At 69.5% G+C, this 17,327-nt stretch carries 19 protein-coding genes; 7 read left to right on the forward strand and 12 right to left on the reverse strand.

Annotated elements, in window-relative coordinates:
- Window positions 1–48: 48 nt before the first annotated feature.
- A complete protein-coding gene (locus ACGFI6_RS33845; protein ID WP_393125909.1) occupies window positions 49–354 on the forward strand; it encodes a histidine phosphatase family protein in 306 nt (101 codons plus the stop codon).
- Here ACGFI6_RS33845 and ACGFI6_RS33850 read toward each other — a convergent pair.
- The 4 genes from ACGFI6_RS33850 to ACGFI6_RS33865 all read right to left on the reverse strand — a co-directional run bounded on the left by ACGFI6_RS33850 (window position 351) and on the right by ACGFI6_RS33865 (window position 3,699).
- Window positions 351–575 carry a hypothetical protein gene (locus tag ACGFI6_RS33850; protein ID WP_393125911.1) on the reverse strand — a complete coding sequence of 75 codons (225 nt, stop codon included), beginning with the start codon at window positions 573–575 and terminating at the stop codon, window positions 351–353. The genes ACGFI6_RS33845 and ACGFI6_RS33850 overlap by 4 nt on opposite strands.
- Before the next feature lie 207 nt (window positions 576–782).
- On the reverse strand, window positions 783–1,259 hold the full coding sequence (locus ACGFI6_RS33855; protein ID WP_393125913.1) for an HIT family protein: 477 nt from the start codon (window positions 1,257–1,259) through the stop codon (window positions 783–785).
- A gap of 166 nt (window positions 1,260–1,425) precedes the next feature.
- The gene (msrA, locus tag ACGFI6_RS33860) at window positions 1,426–2,070 is read right to left on the reverse strand and encodes a peptide-methionine (S)-S-oxide reductase MsrA (RefSeq protein WP_393125915.1); all 645 of its coding nucleotides are present in this window, start codon (window positions 2,068–2,070) and stop codon (window positions 1,426–1,428) included.
- A 192-nt stretch (window positions 2,071–2,262) separates the two neighbouring features.
- Window positions 2,263–3,699: a PLP-dependent aminotransferase family protein gene (locus tag ACGFI6_RS33865; RefSeq protein WP_393125917.1), complete on the reverse strand. Its 1,437-nt coding sequence runs from the start codon at window positions 3,697–3,699 to the stop codon at window positions 2,263–2,265.
- Between the two features lie 63 nt (window positions 3,700–3,762).
- Between ACGFI6_RS33865 and ACGFI6_RS33870 the strand changes: the two genes are divergently transcribed.
- Entirely contained in the window at window positions 3,763–4,452 is a 690-nt protein-coding gene (locus ACGFI6_RS33870) for a YitT family protein (protein ID WP_393125919.1), read from the forward strand.
- Here the strand turns inward: ACGFI6_RS33870 and ACGFI6_RS33875 are convergent.
- Window positions 4,397–6,565, reverse strand: coding sequence for an MMPL family transporter (locus tag ACGFI6_RS33875; RefSeq protein WP_393125921.1), 2,169 nt, complete (start codon window positions 6,563–6,565; stop codon window positions 4,397–4,399). The genes ACGFI6_RS33870 and ACGFI6_RS33875 overlap by 56 nt on opposite strands.
- Window positions 6,566–6,716: 151 nt before the next feature.
- Here ACGFI6_RS33875 and ACGFI6_RS33880 point away from each other — a divergent pair, with 151 nt between their 5' ends.
- Window positions 6,717–7,298 (forward strand): TetR/AcrR family transcriptional regulator, encoded by a 582-nt coding sequence (locus ACGFI6_RS33880; RefSeq protein ID WP_393125923.1) that lies wholly within the window; start codon window positions 6,717–6,719, stop codon window positions 7,296–7,298.
- Window positions 7,295–7,591, forward strand: a complete 297-nt coding sequence (locus ACGFI6_RS33885) for a DUF1905 domain-containing protein (RefSeq protein ID WP_393125925.1) — start codon at window positions 7,295–7,297, stop codon at window positions 7,589–7,591. Before ACGFI6_RS33880 ends, ACGFI6_RS33885 begins: the two co-directional genes overlap by 4 nt.
- A 19-nt stretch (window positions 7,592–7,610) precedes the next feature.
- Here ACGFI6_RS33885 and ACGFI6_RS33890 read toward each other — a convergent pair whose 3' ends face one another.
- Together ACGFI6_RS33890 and ACGFI6_RS33895 are read right to left on the reverse strand one after the other, a co-directional pair.
- Window positions 7,611–9,365 carry a hypothetical protein gene (locus tag ACGFI6_RS33890; protein ID WP_393125926.1) on the reverse strand — a complete coding sequence of 585 codons (1,755 nt, stop codon included), beginning with the start codon at window positions 9,363–9,365 and terminating at the stop codon, window positions 7,611–7,613.
- 8 nt (window positions 9,366–9,373) lie between these two features.
- A complete protein-coding gene (locus tag ACGFI6_RS33895) occupies window positions 9,374–9,955 on the reverse strand; it encodes a hypothetical protein (protein ID WP_393125928.1) in 582 nt (193 codons plus the stop codon).
- Between the two features lie 190 nt (window positions 9,956–10,145).
- Here ACGFI6_RS33895 and ACGFI6_RS33900 point away from each other — a divergent pair, with 190 nt between their 5' ends.
- The 3 genes from ACGFI6_RS33900 (at window position 10,146) to ACGFI6_RS33910 (ending at window position 14,520) form a co-directional block, all read left to right on the forward strand.
- Complete coding sequence (locus ACGFI6_RS33900; protein WP_393125930.1) at window positions 10,146–11,300, forward strand: cystathionine gamma-synthase; 1,155 nt, start codon at window positions 10,146–10,148, stop codon at window positions 11,298–11,300.
- Window positions 11,301–11,833: 533 nt separating this feature from the next.
- Window positions 11,834–13,204: a glutamate mutase L gene (locus ACGFI6_RS33905; RefSeq protein ID WP_393125932.1), complete on the forward strand. Its 1,371-nt coding sequence runs from the start codon at window positions 11,834–11,836 to the stop codon at window positions 13,202–13,204.
- A 23-nt stretch (window positions 13,205–13,227) separates the two neighbouring features.
- The gene (locus ACGFI6_RS33910) at window positions 13,228–14,520 is read left to right on the forward strand and encodes an AI-2E family transporter (RefSeq protein ID WP_393125934.1); all 1,293 of its coding nucleotides are present in this window, start codon (window positions 13,228–13,230) and stop codon (window positions 14,518–14,520) included.
- Here the strand turns inward: ACGFI6_RS33910 and ACGFI6_RS33915 are convergent.
- The 5 genes from ACGFI6_RS33915 to ACGFI6_RS33935 form a co-directional block, all read right to left on the reverse strand.
- On the reverse strand, window positions 14,517–14,702 hold the full coding sequence (locus ACGFI6_RS33915) for a hypothetical protein (RefSeq protein WP_393125936.1): 186 nt from the start codon (window positions 14,700–14,702) through the stop codon (window positions 14,517–14,519). The genes ACGFI6_RS33910 and ACGFI6_RS33915 overlap by 4 nt on opposite strands.
- Window positions 14,703–14,705: 3 nt before the next feature.
- Window positions 14,706–15,305 carry a nucleotidyl transferase AbiEii/AbiGii toxin family protein gene (locus tag ACGFI6_RS33920; RefSeq protein ID WP_393125938.1) on the reverse strand — a complete coding sequence of 200 codons (600 nt, stop codon included), beginning with the start codon at window positions 15,303–15,305 and terminating at the stop codon, window positions 14,706–14,708.
- Window positions 15,302–15,658: a hypothetical protein gene (locus ACGFI6_RS33925; protein ID WP_393125940.1), complete on the reverse strand. Its 357-nt coding sequence runs from the start codon at window positions 15,656–15,658 to the stop codon at window positions 15,302–15,304. The genes ACGFI6_RS33920 and ACGFI6_RS33925 overlap by 4 nt, the downstream gene beginning before the upstream one ends.
- Window positions 15,655–16,317, reverse strand: a complete 663-nt coding sequence (locus ACGFI6_RS33930) for a nucleotidyl transferase AbiEii/AbiGii toxin family protein (protein WP_393125942.1) — start codon at window positions 16,315–16,317, stop codon at window positions 15,655–15,657. The genes ACGFI6_RS33925 and ACGFI6_RS33930 overlap by 4 nt, the downstream gene beginning before the upstream one ends.
- 85 nt (window positions 16,318–16,402) lie before the next feature.
- Window positions 16,403–17,320, reverse strand: a complete 918-nt coding sequence (locus ACGFI6_RS33935) for a hypothetical protein (RefSeq protein WP_393125944.1) — start codon at window positions 17,318–17,320, stop codon at window positions 16,403–16,405.
- Window positions 17,321–17,327 lie beyond the last annotated feature (7 nt).

Below are 17,327 nucleotides of genomic sequence, written 5' to 3' on the forward strand. Positions count from 1 at the left end.
CCCCGGACCGCAGACGATAGCGCCCCCTCCGGACAAAACCACCCCCCATTGCCACTTCCTGCAAACACCCCCGGCGAACTCAAACATGGCCCCGAACTAGCCCGCCTCGCTGTAGACCGCTTCACCGGCCCGGTCGACGGACAGGACCAACATCAGTTGGTGATCACCCACGCATTCCTGGTCGCCTGGCTCGCACGCCACGCCCTGGACGCCCCCAACTGGCGCTGGCTAACCCTGACCCCCCACAACGCCGCCCTAACAATCCTCCGCTACACCCCGACGCGCCCGTCCGCGATCGTCCTGTACAACGACACGCACCACCTCAACGAAAGAGGCCCCTCGATGAACGTCTAATCGTTGGCTAGGTCAACAACCGCGTCGAAGTACGGCCAGCCGTCGAGCTCGGTCTGCTGCTCGAGTGCCGAGAGATCCAGTTCCGACGCAGCCGCATCCAGGAGCCGGCGAACTGTTCCGGGCTCGAAGAGGTTGAGGTAGTTGCGATCCGGCAGCCGCGCCACGGTCCCGGCCTCGAAGTAGGTGTTCGAGACAACCCGATCCGCACCAGGACGAAACACGAAAACCAACCGGCCCCGCGCCCCCTCCCGAACCAAAGAGAGCCGCAGGCAACAGTCCGCACCCTCCCCCCGCTGCCGAACCGTCCACAGCCAAACAACATCCCCCACCACCAGGCGGCGCAGCCGACGGTCCTCGTTCCTCACCCAACTACCGTAATCCACAACCCCAGGGGTTCTTGTCGAGGTAGGACGTCAGAGCGATGGGGCTCAGCCATGCGTGAGCGAGTCCAGTTCTCTGCTGATGGCATCCCGCAGCGCATCGTGTTGAGGACCGAGCCGGAATTGCTCGTCACTCCACCGGTCACGCGGATAGAGCCATACCGGCTTGCCCGCCAGTTCGGCCGGCTCCCATTCGAAGCGCGGCCAGATATGGGCATGCAGAAAAGGGTCTGCGTTACCGAGGATCTCCAGGTTGACCCGGCGAAAGTCGGGGTCCAGCCGCCGGCATGCCCGCTCAACCGCTTCTCCGAGTTGATCCATGTCGGACAGAAACGCCAGTCGCTTGGCCCTGGGCAGGTCAGTCAGCCGTTCAACAGCCGGCTCGTCGGTCAGGAGAACGGAGTATCCGGGGAGAAACTGAACATCGCCGATCACCGCGAAGCCGGATCCGAGCCGCCTCAGCACGGTCGGATTCTGGCCCCGCAGAGCAGCCCCGATCCGGTCCATCCGCCAGTCACTGGTCATGGCGCGAGACTACTGGCAGGTGATCAAGACCTGCGCTTCGCTCTCCGCTCACCTCAAGGGCCGACTTAGAAGGTGAGAGACGCTGAGGAACTGACCTCTTTCGACGGTGGACGGCCCACGATCAGCAATGGGAGGAGCAGCGTGCGTGAGCTCCTCCCACCTCCACCTAACCGTCAGCGGGGAACCGGGCACCGGTGTTGCTGTGGCAGCGGTAACCGTACGGGTTTTTGTGGAGGTACTGCTGGTGGTGGGGTTCGGCGTAGTAGAAGGTTTGGGCGGGGGCTATTTCGGTGGTGATTTCGCCGTAGCCCAGGGGCTTGATGACGGGGGCGTAGAGGTCGCGGGTGCGTTCGGCCTCGGCGCGCTGGGCGTCGGTGGTGTAGTAGATCGCCGAGCGGTACTGGGAACCGCGGTCGTTGCCCTGGCGCATGCCCTGGGTCGGGTCGTGGGTCTCCCAGAACACCTTCAGCAGGTCGGTGAAGGTCGTCTTGCTCGGGTCGTACACGACGCGTACGGCCTCGGTCTGGCCGGTGCGGCCGGTGCAGACCTCTTCGTACGTGGGGTTCGGGGTGTAGCCGCCGGCGTACCCGACCGCGGTGGTGTACACGCCCGGCTGCTGCCAGAAGATCTCCTCGGTGCCCCAGAAGCATCCGGTGCCGAACCAGACCTCCTCGAACCCCTCAGGTGCAGCGGCGGTCTGCGGCGTGTGCAGGACGATGTTCTCGTCCGGTACGGCGAAGCCCGGCGTCGAGCGGCCCGGCAGCGCGGCCGCAGGCTCGACCATGGCGGTTTTGCGACTGAAGAACGACATTCTCACGCCTCTCGCAGAGTTGCTCTCACACCGTCTCAACGCCTGCTTCAAGGTCGACCTTCCCCAGAGCCCTTACGGCACGATGACGCGTACCGACCGACGGGTGGTGGTAGGCGCGATCGGCCAGCTCGCGGCCTGGCGCGGCGGCCGGGCGGCCGTCCGGGGCGACCACTACCCGTTGATCGGTACGGTTCACGCGATCATCACGCCGCGCCGGGTGGGGATCGCAGCGGTCAGGGAGTCGTACGACACCGCCAACCGGTGTACGCCGTCGCGGAGGGCGTCCTCGTCGAGGGTGAAGGGGAGGCGGATGAACGATTCGAGGCCGCCGTCGGGGGAGAAGCGGGAGCCGGCGACGAGCAGCGCGCCGTTGCGCTGGGCAACACCGACCAGGCTCGACCCCACCGGCTCAGGCAGCTCGCACCACAGCGACAACCCACCACCCGGCACGCGGAACTTCCACGAAGGGAGCTCGGCTGAGACCGCTGCCGCGAGCGCATCCCGCCGCCGCGCCAGCGTCACGCGCCGCTCGGGCAGCAGCGAGGACCGCCGCCGCAGCAGGTCCGCGACCACCAGCTGATCGAGCACCGGTGCCCCGAGATCCATCGACGCCTTCGCGTCCAGGACCCGTGCCACCATCGACTCCGGCACCCGCATCCACCCGATCCGCAACCCACCCCAGAACGACTTGCTGACCGACCCCACCGTGATCACGCCGTCCGGGTCGAACGACGCGAACGGCGGCGGCATCTCCTGCCCGTCCAGCGACAGCTCGAAGAGCGTCTCGTCCACGATCGCCGTCGTCCGCGACCGTGCGAACGCCCGCGCCAGCCGCTGCCGATCCGCCGCCGGCATCAGGAAACCGGTCGGGTTCTGGAAGTCGACCACCATCCACGCGGCCCGCGGCGCGGTCTGCCGAATGGTTGCCTCCAGCAATGGCAGGTCCCACCCGCCGGGCGACGTCGGTACGGCGACCACGCGGCACCCGCTGCGCCGGATCGCGTCCACCGAGTTCGGGTGCGTGGGGCTCTCGGTGAGTACCCGGTCGCCGATCTGCGTGATCGCCCGGACCGCGATCGAGGTCGCCGCGAGGGCGCCCGCCGTGACGATGATCTGGTCCACGGACGTCGGCAGCCCACGTTCGCAGTACGCCGCCGCGATCTCGGCGCGCAGTACTGGCAGCCCCTGCGGGTGATATCCGGGCGTCGCGAGGTGCCGCGGCAGTTCCTCGGCCGCCGACGCCACTGCCGTACTGATGCCGGGCACGGCCGCGGGTGCCGCGCAGGTGAAGTCGCAGAGGCCCTCGGTGTCGATGCCCGGCGCGTGGTGCCGCCCGAGCTCCGGCTCGATCTTCGACGGCAGGGCGGTGACGCTCCCGGATCCCCGCCGGCTCGTCAGGTACCCGCTGTCGCGCAGTTCGCGGTACGCCGACGCCACCGTCGTCCGACTGACGCCGAGCGCCTCGGTCAGCTCCCGCTCGCTCGGCAGCCGCGAGCCGGGCATAATCCGCCCGTCCGCGATCAGCAGCCGCAGCCGCTCGGCCAGGACCCGGTACGCCGGACCGGTGCCGTCGGCCCACTCGCCGAGCAGGCCGGTCAACGTACTGGCGGGAAGATAGCGCGCTCGCATGCAGTCCACTATTGCGCAATTGGCTATCGAACACCAGGCCACTTTCTCCGGACACTGGAGAACGTGACCGCCACCTCCGATGCCGCCCCGCGCCAGCTCGCGCCGATCAACCCGATCCAGCAGCTGAAGGCAGGCCACCTGCCGCGCCGCCTGGTGCAGCTGTACGTCGGCCTGACCCTGTACGGCGCCTCGATGGGCCTGATGATCCAGGGCAACCTCGGCCTGGATCCGTGGGACGTCTTCCACTCCGGGATCATCAAGCACCTGCCGCTCAGCTTCGGCACGGTGGTGATCCTGATGAGCTTCGTCGTCCTGCTCGCCTGGATCCCGCTGCGCCAGTGGCCCGGTCTCGGCACGATCAGCAACGCCATCGTGATCGGCCTGGTCACCGACCTGACGCTGGCCACGCTCGATCGCCCGGACGCGCTCTGGCTCCGGATCGTCTTCCTGCTCGCCGGTGTCGTGCTGAACGCGCTCGCCGGCGCCCTCTACATCGGCGCCCAGTTCGGTCCCGGCCCCCGCGACGGACTGATGACGGGTCTGGTCCGCCGTACGGGTCTGAGCGTCCGGCTCGTACGGACGTCGATCGAGCTGACCGTACTCGCGACCGGCTTCCTGCTCGGCGGCTCGGTCGGCGTCGGCACCGTCATCTACGCGCTCGCGATCGGCCCGCTCGTCCACGTACTGCTGCCGATCTTCACCGTCCGGCTGAAGCAGTCAGAGCCGGCTCCCGCTCTTCGGCCGGTGGACTGACCTTGATGCGGCGCGGCCACCAGGCGCGGGTGCCGAGCAGTGCGATCACGCTGGGCACCAGGAAGCTCGACATCACGAACGCCGAGATGACGATGCCGGCCGCGACCGAGAACCCCATCTCGGTGAGCAGCGCCATCCCGGCGAGCATCAGCGACGAGAACGTACCGGCCAGGATCAGCCCGGCCGCGGCCACCGACGGACCGCCGTGCTCGATCGCGCGGTCGGCCGCGGTCCGTGGATCGGTCCCGCGGGCCGCCTCCTCGCGCAGTCGCGCGATCATCAGGATGTTGTAGTCGGTGCCGATGGCAACGACGAACAGATACAGCATGATCGGCAGCGAGAACGTCACGCCCGCATGCCCGGCGGCGCCCTGGAACACGAACACCGTCGCACCGATCGAGCTGAAGAAGCTCAGCACCACCGCGAGCATCAGGATCAGCGGCGCGATCAGCGACCGCAGCAGCAGCGCGAGGATGACCGCGATCAGCCCGCCGGCGACCGGGAAGATCACCGAGAGGTCCCGGCTGTTCGCGGCCCGGATGTCGGTGTAGCTCGCGGTCACGCCGCCGATCAGCGCCGTCGTACCGTCCGGGGCGTCGGCGTGCACGGCCTCTCGCAACTTGCCGTCGACGAGATCCAGCGAGGCGTTCGCGTACGGCGCTTCCTTGAGCACGACGTTGAGCTGGGCAACGGTCTTGTCCTTGTTCAGCAAGGCCATGCTGCCGTCCGCGCTAGCCGGAAGCACTCCGCCGACACCGTCGACCTTCGCCAGCTTCCCTGCGTACGTTGTGATCTCCGCCGGGTCGAGCGGCGTGCCGTCGGTGCTGCGGACGTACACGGTTGTGGGGTTCAGCGCGCCGGCCGGGAACCCTGCCTGCAGGTCCTTGATCGCGCGCGCCGACTCGGTGCCGTCCGGCAGTTGGCTGAAGGCGTCGTAGTCGACCTTCATCCCGAGCGAGCCGAGCGCGAGCACCACCATGATGCCGCCGGAGATCGCCGCGACCACGCCCGGGCGGCGCGCGGTGAACGTGCCGAGCCGCTTGAACATCGCGCCTTTCGGCGTCTGCTGCCAGGACTTCGACGGCCAGAACACCTTCGGGCCGAGCAGCGAGACGACTGCGGGGATCAGCGTGATCGCCGCGAACGCCATCACCGCGACCGCGATCGCGAGACCCGGGCCGAGGCTCTTGAACCCGCCGAACACCGCGAGCAGCAGCGCGCTGAACGCGACGATGATCGCGCCCGCCGCCGACACGATCACCTCGGCGACGCGGGCGACCGCATTCACCAGGGCTTCCTTCGGCTGCTCGCCGGCGCGGAGCCGTTCGCGGTAGCGGAACAGCAGGAACAAGATGTAGTCGGTGCCGACCCCGTACAGCACGACGGTCAGGATCGTCTGCAGGTCCTGGGTGACCTGCAGGCCGGTCGCCTTCGCCACCAGGGCGATCAGGCCGGGCGCGATCGCGGAGACCAGACCGACCGTCAGGATCGGCAGGAACGCGGCGACCGGGCTGCGATAGATCACCAGCAGCAGGCCGATGATCAGTACGACGGTCGCGATACCGACCACGATGAACGCATTGTTGAACGCGTCCTGGTTGTCGAGCATCAGCGCCGCGTCGCCGGTCACGCCGTACTCGAGGTCGGCGCCGGTGAGCGTACTGCCGGTGACGTCGCGAATCTTCTGGACCGCGTCCAGTACGGGCTGCTCGTCCGGCGTGCCCTTCAGACCGATGCTGACGATCTGGACCTGCTTGTTCGGCGAGACGGCCTGCGGGCCGGTGACCGCCGCGGTCACCCGATCGATCCGGGCGCCGGTGATCTTCGCCGCGACCTCGGTGACCTTGGCCTGGTCGGCCGCGGTCAGTTCGCCGCCCGCGGCCCGCTTGACCACGATGCTTGCGGTCGCGTCGTTGGTCTGGCCGAACGCGTCCGCGGCCAGCTTCTGCGCCTGGACCGATTCGTACTTGTCGGGCAGCAGCGCCGCCTGGTCCTTGGTGGTGACGTCCGCGAGCGTCGGCGCGAACGCGATCACGGCCACCGCCGCGACCACCCACGCGGCGATCACCTTCCACGGGTTGTGGACGACGAACCGTCCGAGTCTCGTGAACACCCCGAACCCCCTCCAACCTCCGCGAAGCGGAGCTCTTGCCCAACCAACCTCCGCGAAGCGGAGCTCTTGTGAAGTCTTCCCTGTCTACCTGCCGGTCGGTAGGTAGACTACCTGCCGCCCGGTAGGCGAGTGAAGGTGAGAAGGTGGTGACGTGCAGCACGCGACGAGTTCCCGGGACACCAAGACGGAGATCCACCGTGCCGCGGTCAACCTGTTCTCCACCCAGGGGTACGACAAGACCAGCCTGCGCGAGATCGCCGAGCAGGTCGGCATCACCAAGGCCTCGCTCTACTACCACTACTCGTCGAAGCAGGAGCTGCTGCGCGCGATCGTCGGCACGTTCCTCGACGACGTCTTCGCCGTACTGCGCCTCACCGAGACACTGGAGTGGTCGCCCGAGACCGAGCAGGACGTTCTCGGCGCGTACGTCGACGTGATCATCGCGCACCGCTCCACCGGGCCGACCCTGCTCCGGGACATCGCGGCCGTACTGGCGGCGTTCGGGGACGACCTCGACGAGCTGATCGCGCAGAGCCGGCGGTTCCAGCTGTGGCTGGCTGGGCCGAATCCGAGCGCTGCCGACCGGTTGCGCGCGTCGGCCGCGGTCGAGTCGATCGGGGCGGCGATGTCCGCCGAGCTCGAGCTCCCGACCCGGAACGAGGAGATCCGCGCGGTGCTGCTGGACTCCGCCACCGCGATCCTCACGCGCCGCGGGATGCCGGTGGCCGAGTGAGCGGCTACCGGTTCACGGCGCCGATGTGGCTGTATCCGGGGGAGGTCAGCTGGTACTTCGTCACCGTGCCCGAGGGGATCAGCGACGAGATCACCGACCTCACCGAAGGGCGCCGGAAGGGCTTCGGATCGGTACGTGTCGCGGTGACGGTCGGTGGGAGCAGCTGGCAGACTTCGGTGTTCCCGTCGAAGGACGGCACCTACGTTCTACCGATCAAGAAGCCCATCCGGCTAGCCGAGTCGCTGGCCGAAGGCGCTCCGGTCCGCACTCACCTGCAGCTCGTAGACCTCTAACCGCCGACGGGCTGCTCGGTCAGATCTGCTTGCCTGAAGGCTTGGACTGGGTGGACTTGGTTGGGCCCTGGTTGCCGTGCTGCGGTCGGCTCGTGTCGCCCTGGCTCTCCTGGGTTGCCTTCTTGACGTCGTCCCCTGAGACCTTGCCGAGCGGCGTCTGCGCACCCATCGAGACCCGTCGCAGCTCCGCGAGCTGCGGATCCGCGGCAGCTCCCTGCCCCTCACCCTGCACCTCACCACCCTGCTGCGCCTGCTGCCCCGCAGGGCCTGGCGTCTGCGTACTCGATGCCGCCTGCTGCCCGTTGGGACCCGGCGTCTGCGGGCCGGGTGCCGGCTGCTGTCCGTTGGGACCCGGCGTCTGCGGGCCTGTTGGGGTTTGTTGTGACTGTGGGCCGGGCATGGCCGGCTGTTGCTGGTTGCCGGTGCCTTGTGGGCCGTTCGCGTACGGGTTGCCGTTCTCGATCGACTGAGTCCAGCGCTCACCTTCAGAGACCTCAGCCTGAGCAGGCGCCTGCTCAGGCCCACCCTGGACGGCAGCCTCGTTCCCGCTCAACCCCTGCTCACCACCCTGCTCACCAACAGCCCGAGGCTCGCCACCCTCGCCACCCTCGACGACAGCCTCGCCCTCCTGCCCCTGCTCGCCGGGGGCTTGGGCGGCGGGCTCGGGGGCTGGGGCGGCGGTCCCGGTTTCCTCGCCGGCCTGCTGTCCCTGGCCGTCGTCGAGTACGGGCATGAACCGCACGTGGTCGTCGAGCTGCGGAGCCGGCTGCTGCGCCCCGCCCTGCTGCTGACCCGGCTCGCCCTGCTGCTGCCCTGACTGGCCTTGCTGCTGGTCCGGCTCGCCCTGCTGCTGACCCGGCTGGCCTTGCTGTTGACCTGGCTGGCCTTGCTGCTGGCCTTGCTGACCCAGGTCCTGGGACGGGTTCGTGAGCTGGTTCTGCTGCTGGACCTGCGCGGCCCGCTCCTGGAGCAGTTGCTGCATCTGCGCCTGGAGCTGGTTGTTCTGCTCGAGGAGCGCGATCGTCCGCTGCTGGTTCTCGATGATCGACTGCTGCAACGCGATGATCCGCTGGTTCATCTGCTCGGACTGCGGCGCCGGTCCCCGCTGAGCGGCGTCCCGAGACTGGATCCCCGCCTGCGGCTGCTGCGCCCGCCCAGCACCCTGCGGCTGCTGACCAGGCCCATTCTGCCCCTGGCCCCGCCCTGGCGCTTGACCCTGCCCGTCGAACACGCGCCCGACCTGACCCGACGAGAGCGACGCCAGGTCCAGGCTGGTGAACCGCGACCGCCCGATCGCCGCCAGCACCGCGGGATCGGTCTTCTTCACGTCCCGCGCTGCCTGCGTGAACGCCTGCTTGAGCGCCTTCGTACCGGCGCGCTCATTCCGCCGCCAGCGCGAATACCGGTTGTGCCGGGTGATGAAGTTGTTCCTCGGGGCCGGACCGGCCCGACGGAGCCGGGCGTTCGCAACCTGGCTCAGCCGCTGCGCGTGGTTGCCGTACCGATCCGGCTGGAACTCTGCGTTGACGGCCGAGTGCGCCAGGGCTTGCAGCTCGGCCCGGCCCAGCTTGGCGCGCCCGATCTGCTCACGGACCGCCGGATCGATGCGCTTGCGCTCGGCCGCTGCCAGTGCGTACCCGGCCTTGAGCATCTTCCGGCCCTGCCGCGCGGCGCGCTTGGTGTCCTTGCGCTCGGCCTTGTCGGTCTTGCGCTGCGCGCGCTCGGCGCGCTTCTGCTCGCGCCGGCTCAGGGGCTGCACCGTCGTGTCGCTCATGGGGTCTCCTAGTCGATGTAGACCGCGTAGTTGACCCCGACCGCCGTCGTGAGCGGGTCGTGGGCGGGCTTGATGCTGTACAGGTGGAACTCCGCGCCCTCGCGCAGCCAGACGGCCAGGTGCCGCCGGCCGGTGCCGGCGCCGACCTCCCACTCGTCCACGAAGGCCGGGCTGCGGTCGTCACCGACGTAGTCGGGCTCCCCCCAGTGCCGCGTCGCGAGCGCGAGGTGCTGGGGCCAGTGCGCGTCCAGGCCCGCCTCCGCGGCGGCGATGTCGCCGGGACCGATCTCGTACGCCGACCAGCCGCTGTCCGGGCAGTCCGGGAACGCGAGCCCGTCGAACACGATCATCGTGGTCCCGCGACGGGTGGTGAACCCCCACGAGACCATCTCCGCGTCGATCACCTCGCCGGCCTGCAGCGGCCAGGGCTGCCAGGACGTCCGGCCCATCACCCGGTGCACCAGGGCACGCACGACCTCCGGCCCGGCGTCGTCGCCGTCCGGCCCCGCGATCACGGTCCAGTCCGGGATCTCGGCGAGGTCTGCCATCGCCAGGTCGTCCTGGTCGAGCGGCCTGTCCTGGGTCTTCATCCGGCCCCGTCGTCCTTCCTGCCCCGGTCCCTGACCGTGATTTCGGTGTAGCTCTGTGCGTAACCGTAGGTGGCCGAGTGGGTCATCCGCCAGCCGGTACGACGTGCCTGTGGACAACTGGGTTCCTGCGGATCGGCCGGGCGGTGGACGGGATGCGGGTGTGCAGCAGACCACGTCGTACGCTGGTCCGGTGAACTCCGAACACCAGTACGGCTTCGAGACGCTTGCCATCCACGCCGGGAACGAGCCTGACCCGACGACCGGAGCAGTGGTCCCGCCGATCTACGCGACCAGCACCTACAAGCAGGACGGCGTCGGCGGCCTCCGCAACGGCTACGAGTACTCCCGGTCGGCGAATCCGACCCGGACCGCGCTCGAGGAGTGTCTGGCCGCGATCGAGGCCGGTAGCCGCGGCTTCGCCTTCGCGAGCGGTCTCGCCGCCGAGGACACGCTGATCCGGTCGGTGTGCGCGCCCGGCGACCACGTGGTGTTCCCCGACGACGCGTACGGCGGCACCTTTCGGCTGTTCTCCCGCGTACTGAGCAACTGGGGTGTCGAGATGACGCCCGCCGCGGTCACCCACCCGGAGGCGATCCGGGCCGCGATCCAGCCGGGGAAGACCAAGGTCGTCTGGCTGGAGACCCCGACCAACCCGCTGCTGAACGTCGCGGACATCGCGATCGTCGCCCAGATCGCGCACGACGCCGGGGCGCTGCTCGTGGTCGACAACACCTTCGCCTCGGCGTACCTGCAGCAGCCGCTCGAGCTCGGCGCGGACGTCGTCGTGCACTCGACGACGAAGTACATGGGCGGCCACTCCGACGTGGTCGGCGGTGCGCTCGTGGTCCGCGACGCCGAGCTGGCCGAGAAGATCGCCTTCCACCAGAACGCGATCGGCGCGGTCGCCGGCCCGTTCGACTCGTGGCTGGTGCTGCGCGGCATCAAGACGCTCGGCGTCCGGATGGACCGGCACAGCGACAACGCGGAGAAGGTGGTCGAGTTCCTGCAGCGGCACAAGTCGGTCAGCCAGGTGCTCTACCCGGGCGTCGACGGGCACCCCGGGCACGAGACCGCTGCCAAGCAGATGAAGCGCTTCGGCGGGATCGTCAGCTTCCGGGTCGCCGGCGGTGAGGCGCAGGCGCTCGACATCTGCAACAAGGCCGAGGTCTTCACCCTTGGTGAGTCGCTCGGCGGCGTCGAGTCGCTGATCGAGCACCCGGGCAAGATGACTCACGCCTCGGTCGCCGGCACCCCGCTCGAGGTCCCGGCCGACCTGATCCGGTTGAGCGTCGGCATCGAAACCGTCGACGACCTGCTGCTGGACCTCGACCGAGCCCTCGCATAACTTCCCGCCCCTTCCCGCCCTACCCCCGACGCACCCCATCCCGCCCCACCCGCAACCGCCCGCCCCGCCCCGCAACCGCCCGCCCGGCAACCGCCCGTGGTCCCGCAACCGCCCCATGGCACGGCCGTGCAACCGCCGGCCCGCAACCGCCCGCTCTGTGCCACCACCGCGCAACCGTCGGCCTGCCCCATTTGAGTGGTGAACCTCTGAGATTGTTGCTTCGCCCTTGCCAGGCGAGCGGTGAAGGAACCATCTCAGAGGTGAACCTCCGAGATGGGCACCGGGCGGCGGCACCGGGCGGCGGCACCGGCGAGGCGGCGGTGCGGGGCGGTGGTGCGGGGCGGTGGTGCGGGGCGGTGGTGCGGGGCGGTGGTGCGGGCGGTCGGCGGTGGCGGGGCGTGGGGGGGCGGCGTGTGAGGGTAGTGCGTGTCGGCGGTGGCGCGGGTGGCTGCGGTGGCGGGGCGTGGGGGGCGGCGTGTGAGAGTGGTGCGTGTCGGCGGCGGTTGGGTGTTGTGGGTTGGGGGTGATGGTTGGTGAGTTTGGTGGTGGCGGTCGACTTCGGGTCGACTTTTACCAAGGCGGTTGCGGTGGATCTCGGCTCGGGCGAGTTGGTGGCGCGGGCCGAGCACCGGACGACGATCGACAGCGACGTGATGGACGGCTGGCAGGCGTGCCGCGCCGTACTCGAGGAGGCTGATCGCGGCGTCCGGACCGCCGACGTGCTGGCGTGTTCGAGCGCGGGCGGCGGTCTGCGGATCGGTGTCGTGGGCAACGAAGAGCTCGTGACAGCCGAGGCCGGGCGGCGGGTGGCGCTGTCCAGTGGCGGGCGTGTGGTGGCGGTGGTCAGCGGCGGCCTGACCGCGACCAGCCAGAAGGCGCTGCGCAAGGACCGTCCGGACGTCGTACTGCTGCTCGGCGGCACCGACGGCGGCAACTCGGCCGTACTGCTCAAGGCCGCGGAGACGCTCGCCAAGTACCAGTGGCGGAAACCGATCGTTGTCGCAGGCAACTTCGACGCCCGCGACGAGATCGCCGGTACGTTGACCGCGGCCGGCGTACCGCACGTGCTGGCCGGCAACGTCGTACCGGAGATCGGGGTGTTCGCGCCGGACAGCGCCCGGGCCGCGATCCGCGAGATGTTCCTCGAGCACGTGATCGGCGGCAAGAACCTGTCCCGGGACCCGGCGTTCGCGCGAATGGTCCGCGCCGCCACACCGGACGTCGTGCTGCGCGGCGTGGAGGTGCTCGCCGGTCTGCACGGCGACGTCGCGGTCGTCGACATCGGCGGCGCCACCACAGATGTGCACTCGGTGATCGAGCTCGACCCCGAGGACGCGAACCTCGGCCGCGAGGTGGTCGCGACACATCCCGTGACGCGGACCGTCGAGGGCGATCTCGGCATGCGCTGGAGCGCCGTACCGGTGGTCGAAGCGGGCGCCGAGGCCGAGCTGATCGCCGACGTCGAGGCGCTGCGATCGGCGGCCGAGCGGCGCCGGGCGGATCCGGCGTACCTCCCGGACGGCGAGCGCGAGGCGACGTACGACGAGACGCTGGCGAGCGTCGCCGCGACGGTGGCGCTGCGGCGGCACGCGGGACGGCAGCGGATCGTGTTCGGTCCCGGTGGGCGGGTGATCGAACGCTCCGGCAAGGACCTGCGCGAGGTCGATCTGCTGGTCGGATCCGGGGGAGTACTGCGGCACAATCCACCCGAGGTGGCGGCGCGGATCCTCGGTGCGATCGGGACAAACGCACAGGAGGAGGGCTGGCTGGTGCCGCAGCACGCGGACGTGTGCGTCGACGCGGACTACGTACTGGCGGCCGTCGGGCTGCTCGCCGAGGACGCCCCGAAGGCGGCCGAAGGACTGGCCGCGCACATTCATGGAACGGCCCGCGCCGGGCACTAGTCTCTCATCAACAGGGAGGTCTGATGAGCGACAAGGGGCGGGACGAGGAACCGGTGGGCGACCGCGCCGAGGAGAGTCCGGTCGCGGACAACGAGGTCGTGGAAGACTCCGCAGACCGGGCGACGCCCGGCGAGCAAACGGACGCGGCAACGGCCGCCGAGCAGTCGGACAGTAAGCGGACGGCTGGTGAGCGGACGGATGTTGTGACGCCGGACCGCGGGCGGCGGGTGGACACCGGAGTGACGCCTGGCATGGCGATCGCCAGCGCCTGGGCGTGGCGGTTCCTGGTTGTCGTCGCGGCCGTCGCGGTCATCGGTTACGCGATGCGGTACCTGTCCGAGGTCGTCGTACCGGTGACCGTCGGCGTACTCCTCACCGCCCTCCTGGTCCCGATCACGAACGGTCTGCAGAAGCTCCGCCTCCCGCGCGGCCCCGCAGCAGGCGTCACCGTGATCGCGACGATCATCGTGATCGCCGGACTGCTGACGCTGGTCGGGACGCAGATCGCCGGTCAGTTCGAGGACCTGTCGAACCAGGTCGGCGCCGGTGTGCAGAAGCTCCGCGACCTGGCCCGCATCAACTTCGGCCTCACCGACGCGGACATCACGAACCTCTTCAAGCAGATCCAGAAGCAGTTCACGTCCGGCGGCGCGCTCGGTCAGCAGGCGGCAGCGGTCGGTACGACGGCGACGCACGTGGTCGCGGGACTGTTCATCGCGCTTTTCTGCCTGTTCTTCTTCCTGTACCAGGGCGAGCAGATCTGGTCGTGGCTGGTCCGGCTGTTCCCGCGGCGGGCCCGCGACAAGGCGGACTCCTCCGGGCGCCGGGCCTGGGTGTCGCTGACCGCGTTCGTCCGCGCCACGGTGATCGTCGCGGCGGTCGATGCGATCGGGATCTCGCTCGGTGCCGCGATCCTGGGGCTGCCGCTGGTCAGCGCGATCGGGATCCTGGTGTTCGTCGGCGCGTTCATCCCGGTCGTCGGCGCGCTGGTCAGCGGGATCGTCGCGGTCCTGGTCGCACTGGTTGCCAAGGGCCCCCTTATCGCGATCATCATGCTCGCGGTCGTGATCGGCGTCCAGCAACTGGAGGCGCACGTCCTGCAGCCGTTCCTGCTCGGCCGCGCCGTCAGCGTCCACCCGCTGGCCGTGATCCTGTCCATCGCCACCGGCGTCGTCATCGCCGGCATCGTCGGCGCCCTGATCGCCGTCCCCACAGCCGCCGTACTGAACGCCATCGTCAACCACCTGGCCGGCAACGACCCCGCCCCAGAACCCCCTAGACGCCGAGCCCGCCACCCAGCCCCAGCGGGCGACTAGGTCCCCCGCTCACCCTTCGCCCGCTCCTGGCTCAGCGCCTTGCCCGTGCGGGCGGCTGCGCCCTGCGTCAAGTTCGCGGAGCCCGATCCGGCCCTTGACTGCCCGGACTCGGTGAGCCGCATCGCCTGATCCGCCTCCGGGTTCTGCGCCCTGGTCCGGACCTGCTGTGCCCAGTTACCCATGTCCTACTTGAGCGCCGCAGTCTGCTCAGGATTCATCCCGTACGCGGCGAACTTCTCGTCCGGAATCCCTCGCGCCTGGTCCAATTGGTAGGCGAACCCGTCCCGATCCATCCCCGACATCTCCTGCTCGTCGCCCAGGGCAAGAAGATCATCGCGCGAGTAGTGGCCGGACTGAACGGCGGCCTCCAGGTCGATGTACCCCTTGGCCTCGACGCGGTCGTAGACCATACCGACCTTCGAACCCACTGAGTCCTCGACCGACAGCATCGGTCCGACCTCGGTCTCGACCGGTGGGCGGCTGCGGAAATCCCGGCCGACGTCGATGTCGGTACTGCGCCCGTCCTTGCTGACTGTGAACTTCGCGTGCTCCGCGGACCGCTCGCGCAGGTCGACCTGGTAGCCGGCATCGCCGTACGCCGTCTGCAGCTTGTCCATCGTCTGGTCGAAATCGGTCTGCCGGTCGGTGAACAGGTCGACGTCCTCAGGCGTCCGCACACCGATCCCATGCTCCCTGAACGCCTGCCCGCCAGCCAGCGCGAACCCGTCCTCCCGGGTCGCGGCGAGGCCGATGCGGGCTACCCGCGCGTGTTCCGGATCCATCATTGCCAGATTCCGCCGGCGCCGATTTCAGCCAGGTGGGGAAAGGCGGTGTGCCAGCGGCGTACGCAATACCGCGGCAGGTGCAGTTGCGGCCAGAGCTCGATCAGAAGGCCTTTGTTCACGAGGGCGGTGAGCTGATCGAGCGTCGAGGCTTCGCTGAGCACCGTCCGGTAGAGAAACAGCCGGTCGTCGGCCTTGCTGAGGTCGTAGACCCGCTGCGGGCCCCAGTTGAGCGAGACCGGCAGCTCGACGATCCCTGTACGCGGCGCTGTGAGCTGGTCCAACGACTCAGGTACGACGTACGGGATCCGGGACGCATAGGAGTCTCCCGGTCCGGTGGGGCGCGGCTCGTTCATTCACCCATCGTCCCTGACGAGCGGGCCAGCCGCTCGGCCCACTGCCCCGCCGTGTCCCGGATCCGCGCGATCAGCTCCGGCGTGGCGCCGTACTGCTGGAAGCCGGACTCAGGCAGTCGCGCCCCGGTCCGCAGTTGGACCGCGAACATTTCTCGGTCCAACGCGGTGACCTCCCGCTGGTCGGCGAGGGCGAGCAATGCATCCGCGTCGTACCGACCGCTGTCCAGCACGGCCTGTACGTCAATGAGGTCGCGCGGCTCGAGCCGTGAGTAGACCGCGCCGACCTTGCTGCCCAACGCATCCTGCTCGGAGAGCACAGGCCCGACCGTGGACATCGTCGGGGGCAACAGCCGGTGGTCCATCCCGAGATCAGCCTTCGCCATGGCGCCGCCGGCGTCGGTCACCACGAGCCGAGCGAAGCTCGCGACCTGGCGCGCGACCTCGGCCGCCAGACCGGTGCCTCGGTAGGTGTCGGTGAGCAGCGCAACGGCCTCGGCGAAGTGGTTGGGGTCGAGGTCGTTCGTGAACAGGTCGATGTCGTCGGACTCGCGATCCCCGAAGCCGTGGAGCTGCAGTGCGTAACCCCCGGCCAGTACGAAACCGTGCCCGGCCAGAGCCTGCAGCCCGACAGTCGCCATCTGGGTTTGGAGGGGGTTCATGAGGTCAGTGTGCCGGGTTGTTGTGCCGGGACGCAGAGCGGCCGTCCTCGCGCGGGGCGAGGACGGCCGGGGGACTGCTGGTGGGTCAGCGCTGTACGCCGCCGTTGCCGTTCTGGCGTTCGGCGGGTTGCGCGGGACGCTGCTGGGCGCCCTGCTGTGCGCTCTGGTCGGTGCCCTGCTGTCCGGCGGCCCCCGGCGTCTGAGCGCCGGTCGACTGCGTCGCCTGGGCGGCGGGTGCCTGGGCGGCCTGCATCCCGGTCGTGTTGCTCTGCTCGATCTGCGAGCGGAGCTTGGCGACGACCTGCTCGGCGGCGGCCAGCTGCTCCGCCGGCGACTGCGCGGCGACGACCGCGGTGGCACGGGCCGACAGGTCGGCCCCGTCCGGGGCGGACACCTGCGGGGCGGCCGGGTTCGCCCGGCCTTCCTTGAAGGCGCGGAACCCGGCCTCGGCAGCAACCGTCGAGCGGCTCCACTTGTCCGAGACCCAACGGCCGAACTTCGAGTTGGCGATGTCGCTCGCGACACCCCTGGTCGTGTTCGCAACGCCCTGGCCGACAGCGGAGTTGGCGATCCCGCGACCCGCTGCGGCCGCGGTTTGGCCGATGCCCCGTCCGGTTGCCTTGACACCGGTTTCGATGCCCCGGCCGGTTGCCCTGAGGCCGGTTTCGAGGCCGCGGCCGGTTGCCGCCAGCGCCTGGCCGCCGGCATCCACCGTGTTGTCCCAGGCCTGTCGCGGGTTCTGAGCGGCGAACTGCGCGCCGCGGACGGCCGCGCCGGTCGCGGCTGCCACCTGGTTGCCGACGTAGCGGGCCTGCAGACCGGGCTGCGAGTTCCACGCCTCCTGGGCAGTGTTCATGGTGGCGTTCCACATCCGCTTCATCCGCGGCTGGTGGTTGAGCATCTTCTCGAAGTTCCGCTGCTGGTCAGGCGTCAGGTTCGTCAGGAACTTGATCGCCGCCTTGCGGCTGCCCGGGGTGAAGAGCGGGCCTGCTGGCTGTGACATTGAGAGA

The sequence above is a fragment of the Kribbella sp. NPDC048928 genome (genome assembly GCF_043197975.1).
Lineage (GTDB): Bacteria > Actinomycetota > Actinomycetes > Propionibacteriales > Kribbellaceae > Kribbella.

Excerpts from the sequence above, each read along its gene's own strand:
- ACGFI6_RS33855 (WP_393125913.1), bottom strand. The coding sequence starts at position 1,259 with ATGACCAGTGACTGGCGGATGGACCGGATCGGGGCTGCTCTGCGGGGC.
- ACGFI6_RS33895 (WP_393125928.1), bottom strand. The coding sequence starts at position 9,955 with ATGAAGACCCAGGACAGGCCGCTCGACCAGGACGACCTGGCGATGGCA.
- ACGFI6_RS33920 (WP_393125938.1), bottom strand. The coding sequence starts at position 15,305 with ATGATGGATCCGGAACACGCGCGGGTAGCCCGCATCGGCCTCGCCGCG.
- ACGFI6_RS33910 (WP_393125934.1), top strand. The coding sequence starts at position 13,228 with ATGAGCGACAAGGGGCGGGACGAGGAACCGGTGGGCGACCGCGCCGAG.
- ACGFI6_RS33890 (WP_393125926.1), bottom strand. The coding sequence starts at position 9,365 with ATGAGCGACACGACGGTGCAGCCCCTGAGCCGGCGCGAGCAGAAGCGC.
- ACGFI6_RS33930 (WP_393125942.1), bottom strand. The coding sequence starts at position 16,317 with ATGAACCCCCTCCAAACCCAGATGGCGACTGTCGGGCTGCAGGCTCTG.
- ACGFI6_RS33915 (WP_393125936.1), bottom strand. The coding sequence starts at position 14,702 with ATGGGTAACTGGGCACAGCAGGTCCGGACCAGGGCGCAGAACCCGGAG.
- msrA (WP_393125915.1), bottom strand. The coding sequence starts at position 2,070 with ATGTCGTTCTTCAGTCGCAAAACCGCCATGGTCGAGCCTGCGGCCGCG.
- ACGFI6_RS33865 (WP_393125917.1), bottom strand. The coding sequence starts at position 3,699 with ATGCGAGCGCGCTATCTTCCCGCCAGTACGTTGACCGGCCTGCTCGGC.
- ACGFI6_RS33925 (WP_393125940.1), bottom strand. The coding sequence starts at position 15,658 with ATGAACGAGCCGCGCCCCACCGGACCGGGAGACTCCTATGCGTCCCGG.
- ACGFI6_RS33935 (WP_393125944.1), bottom strand. The coding sequence starts at position 17,320 with ATGTCACAGCCAGCAGGCCCGCTCTTCACCCCGGGCAGCCGCAAGGCG.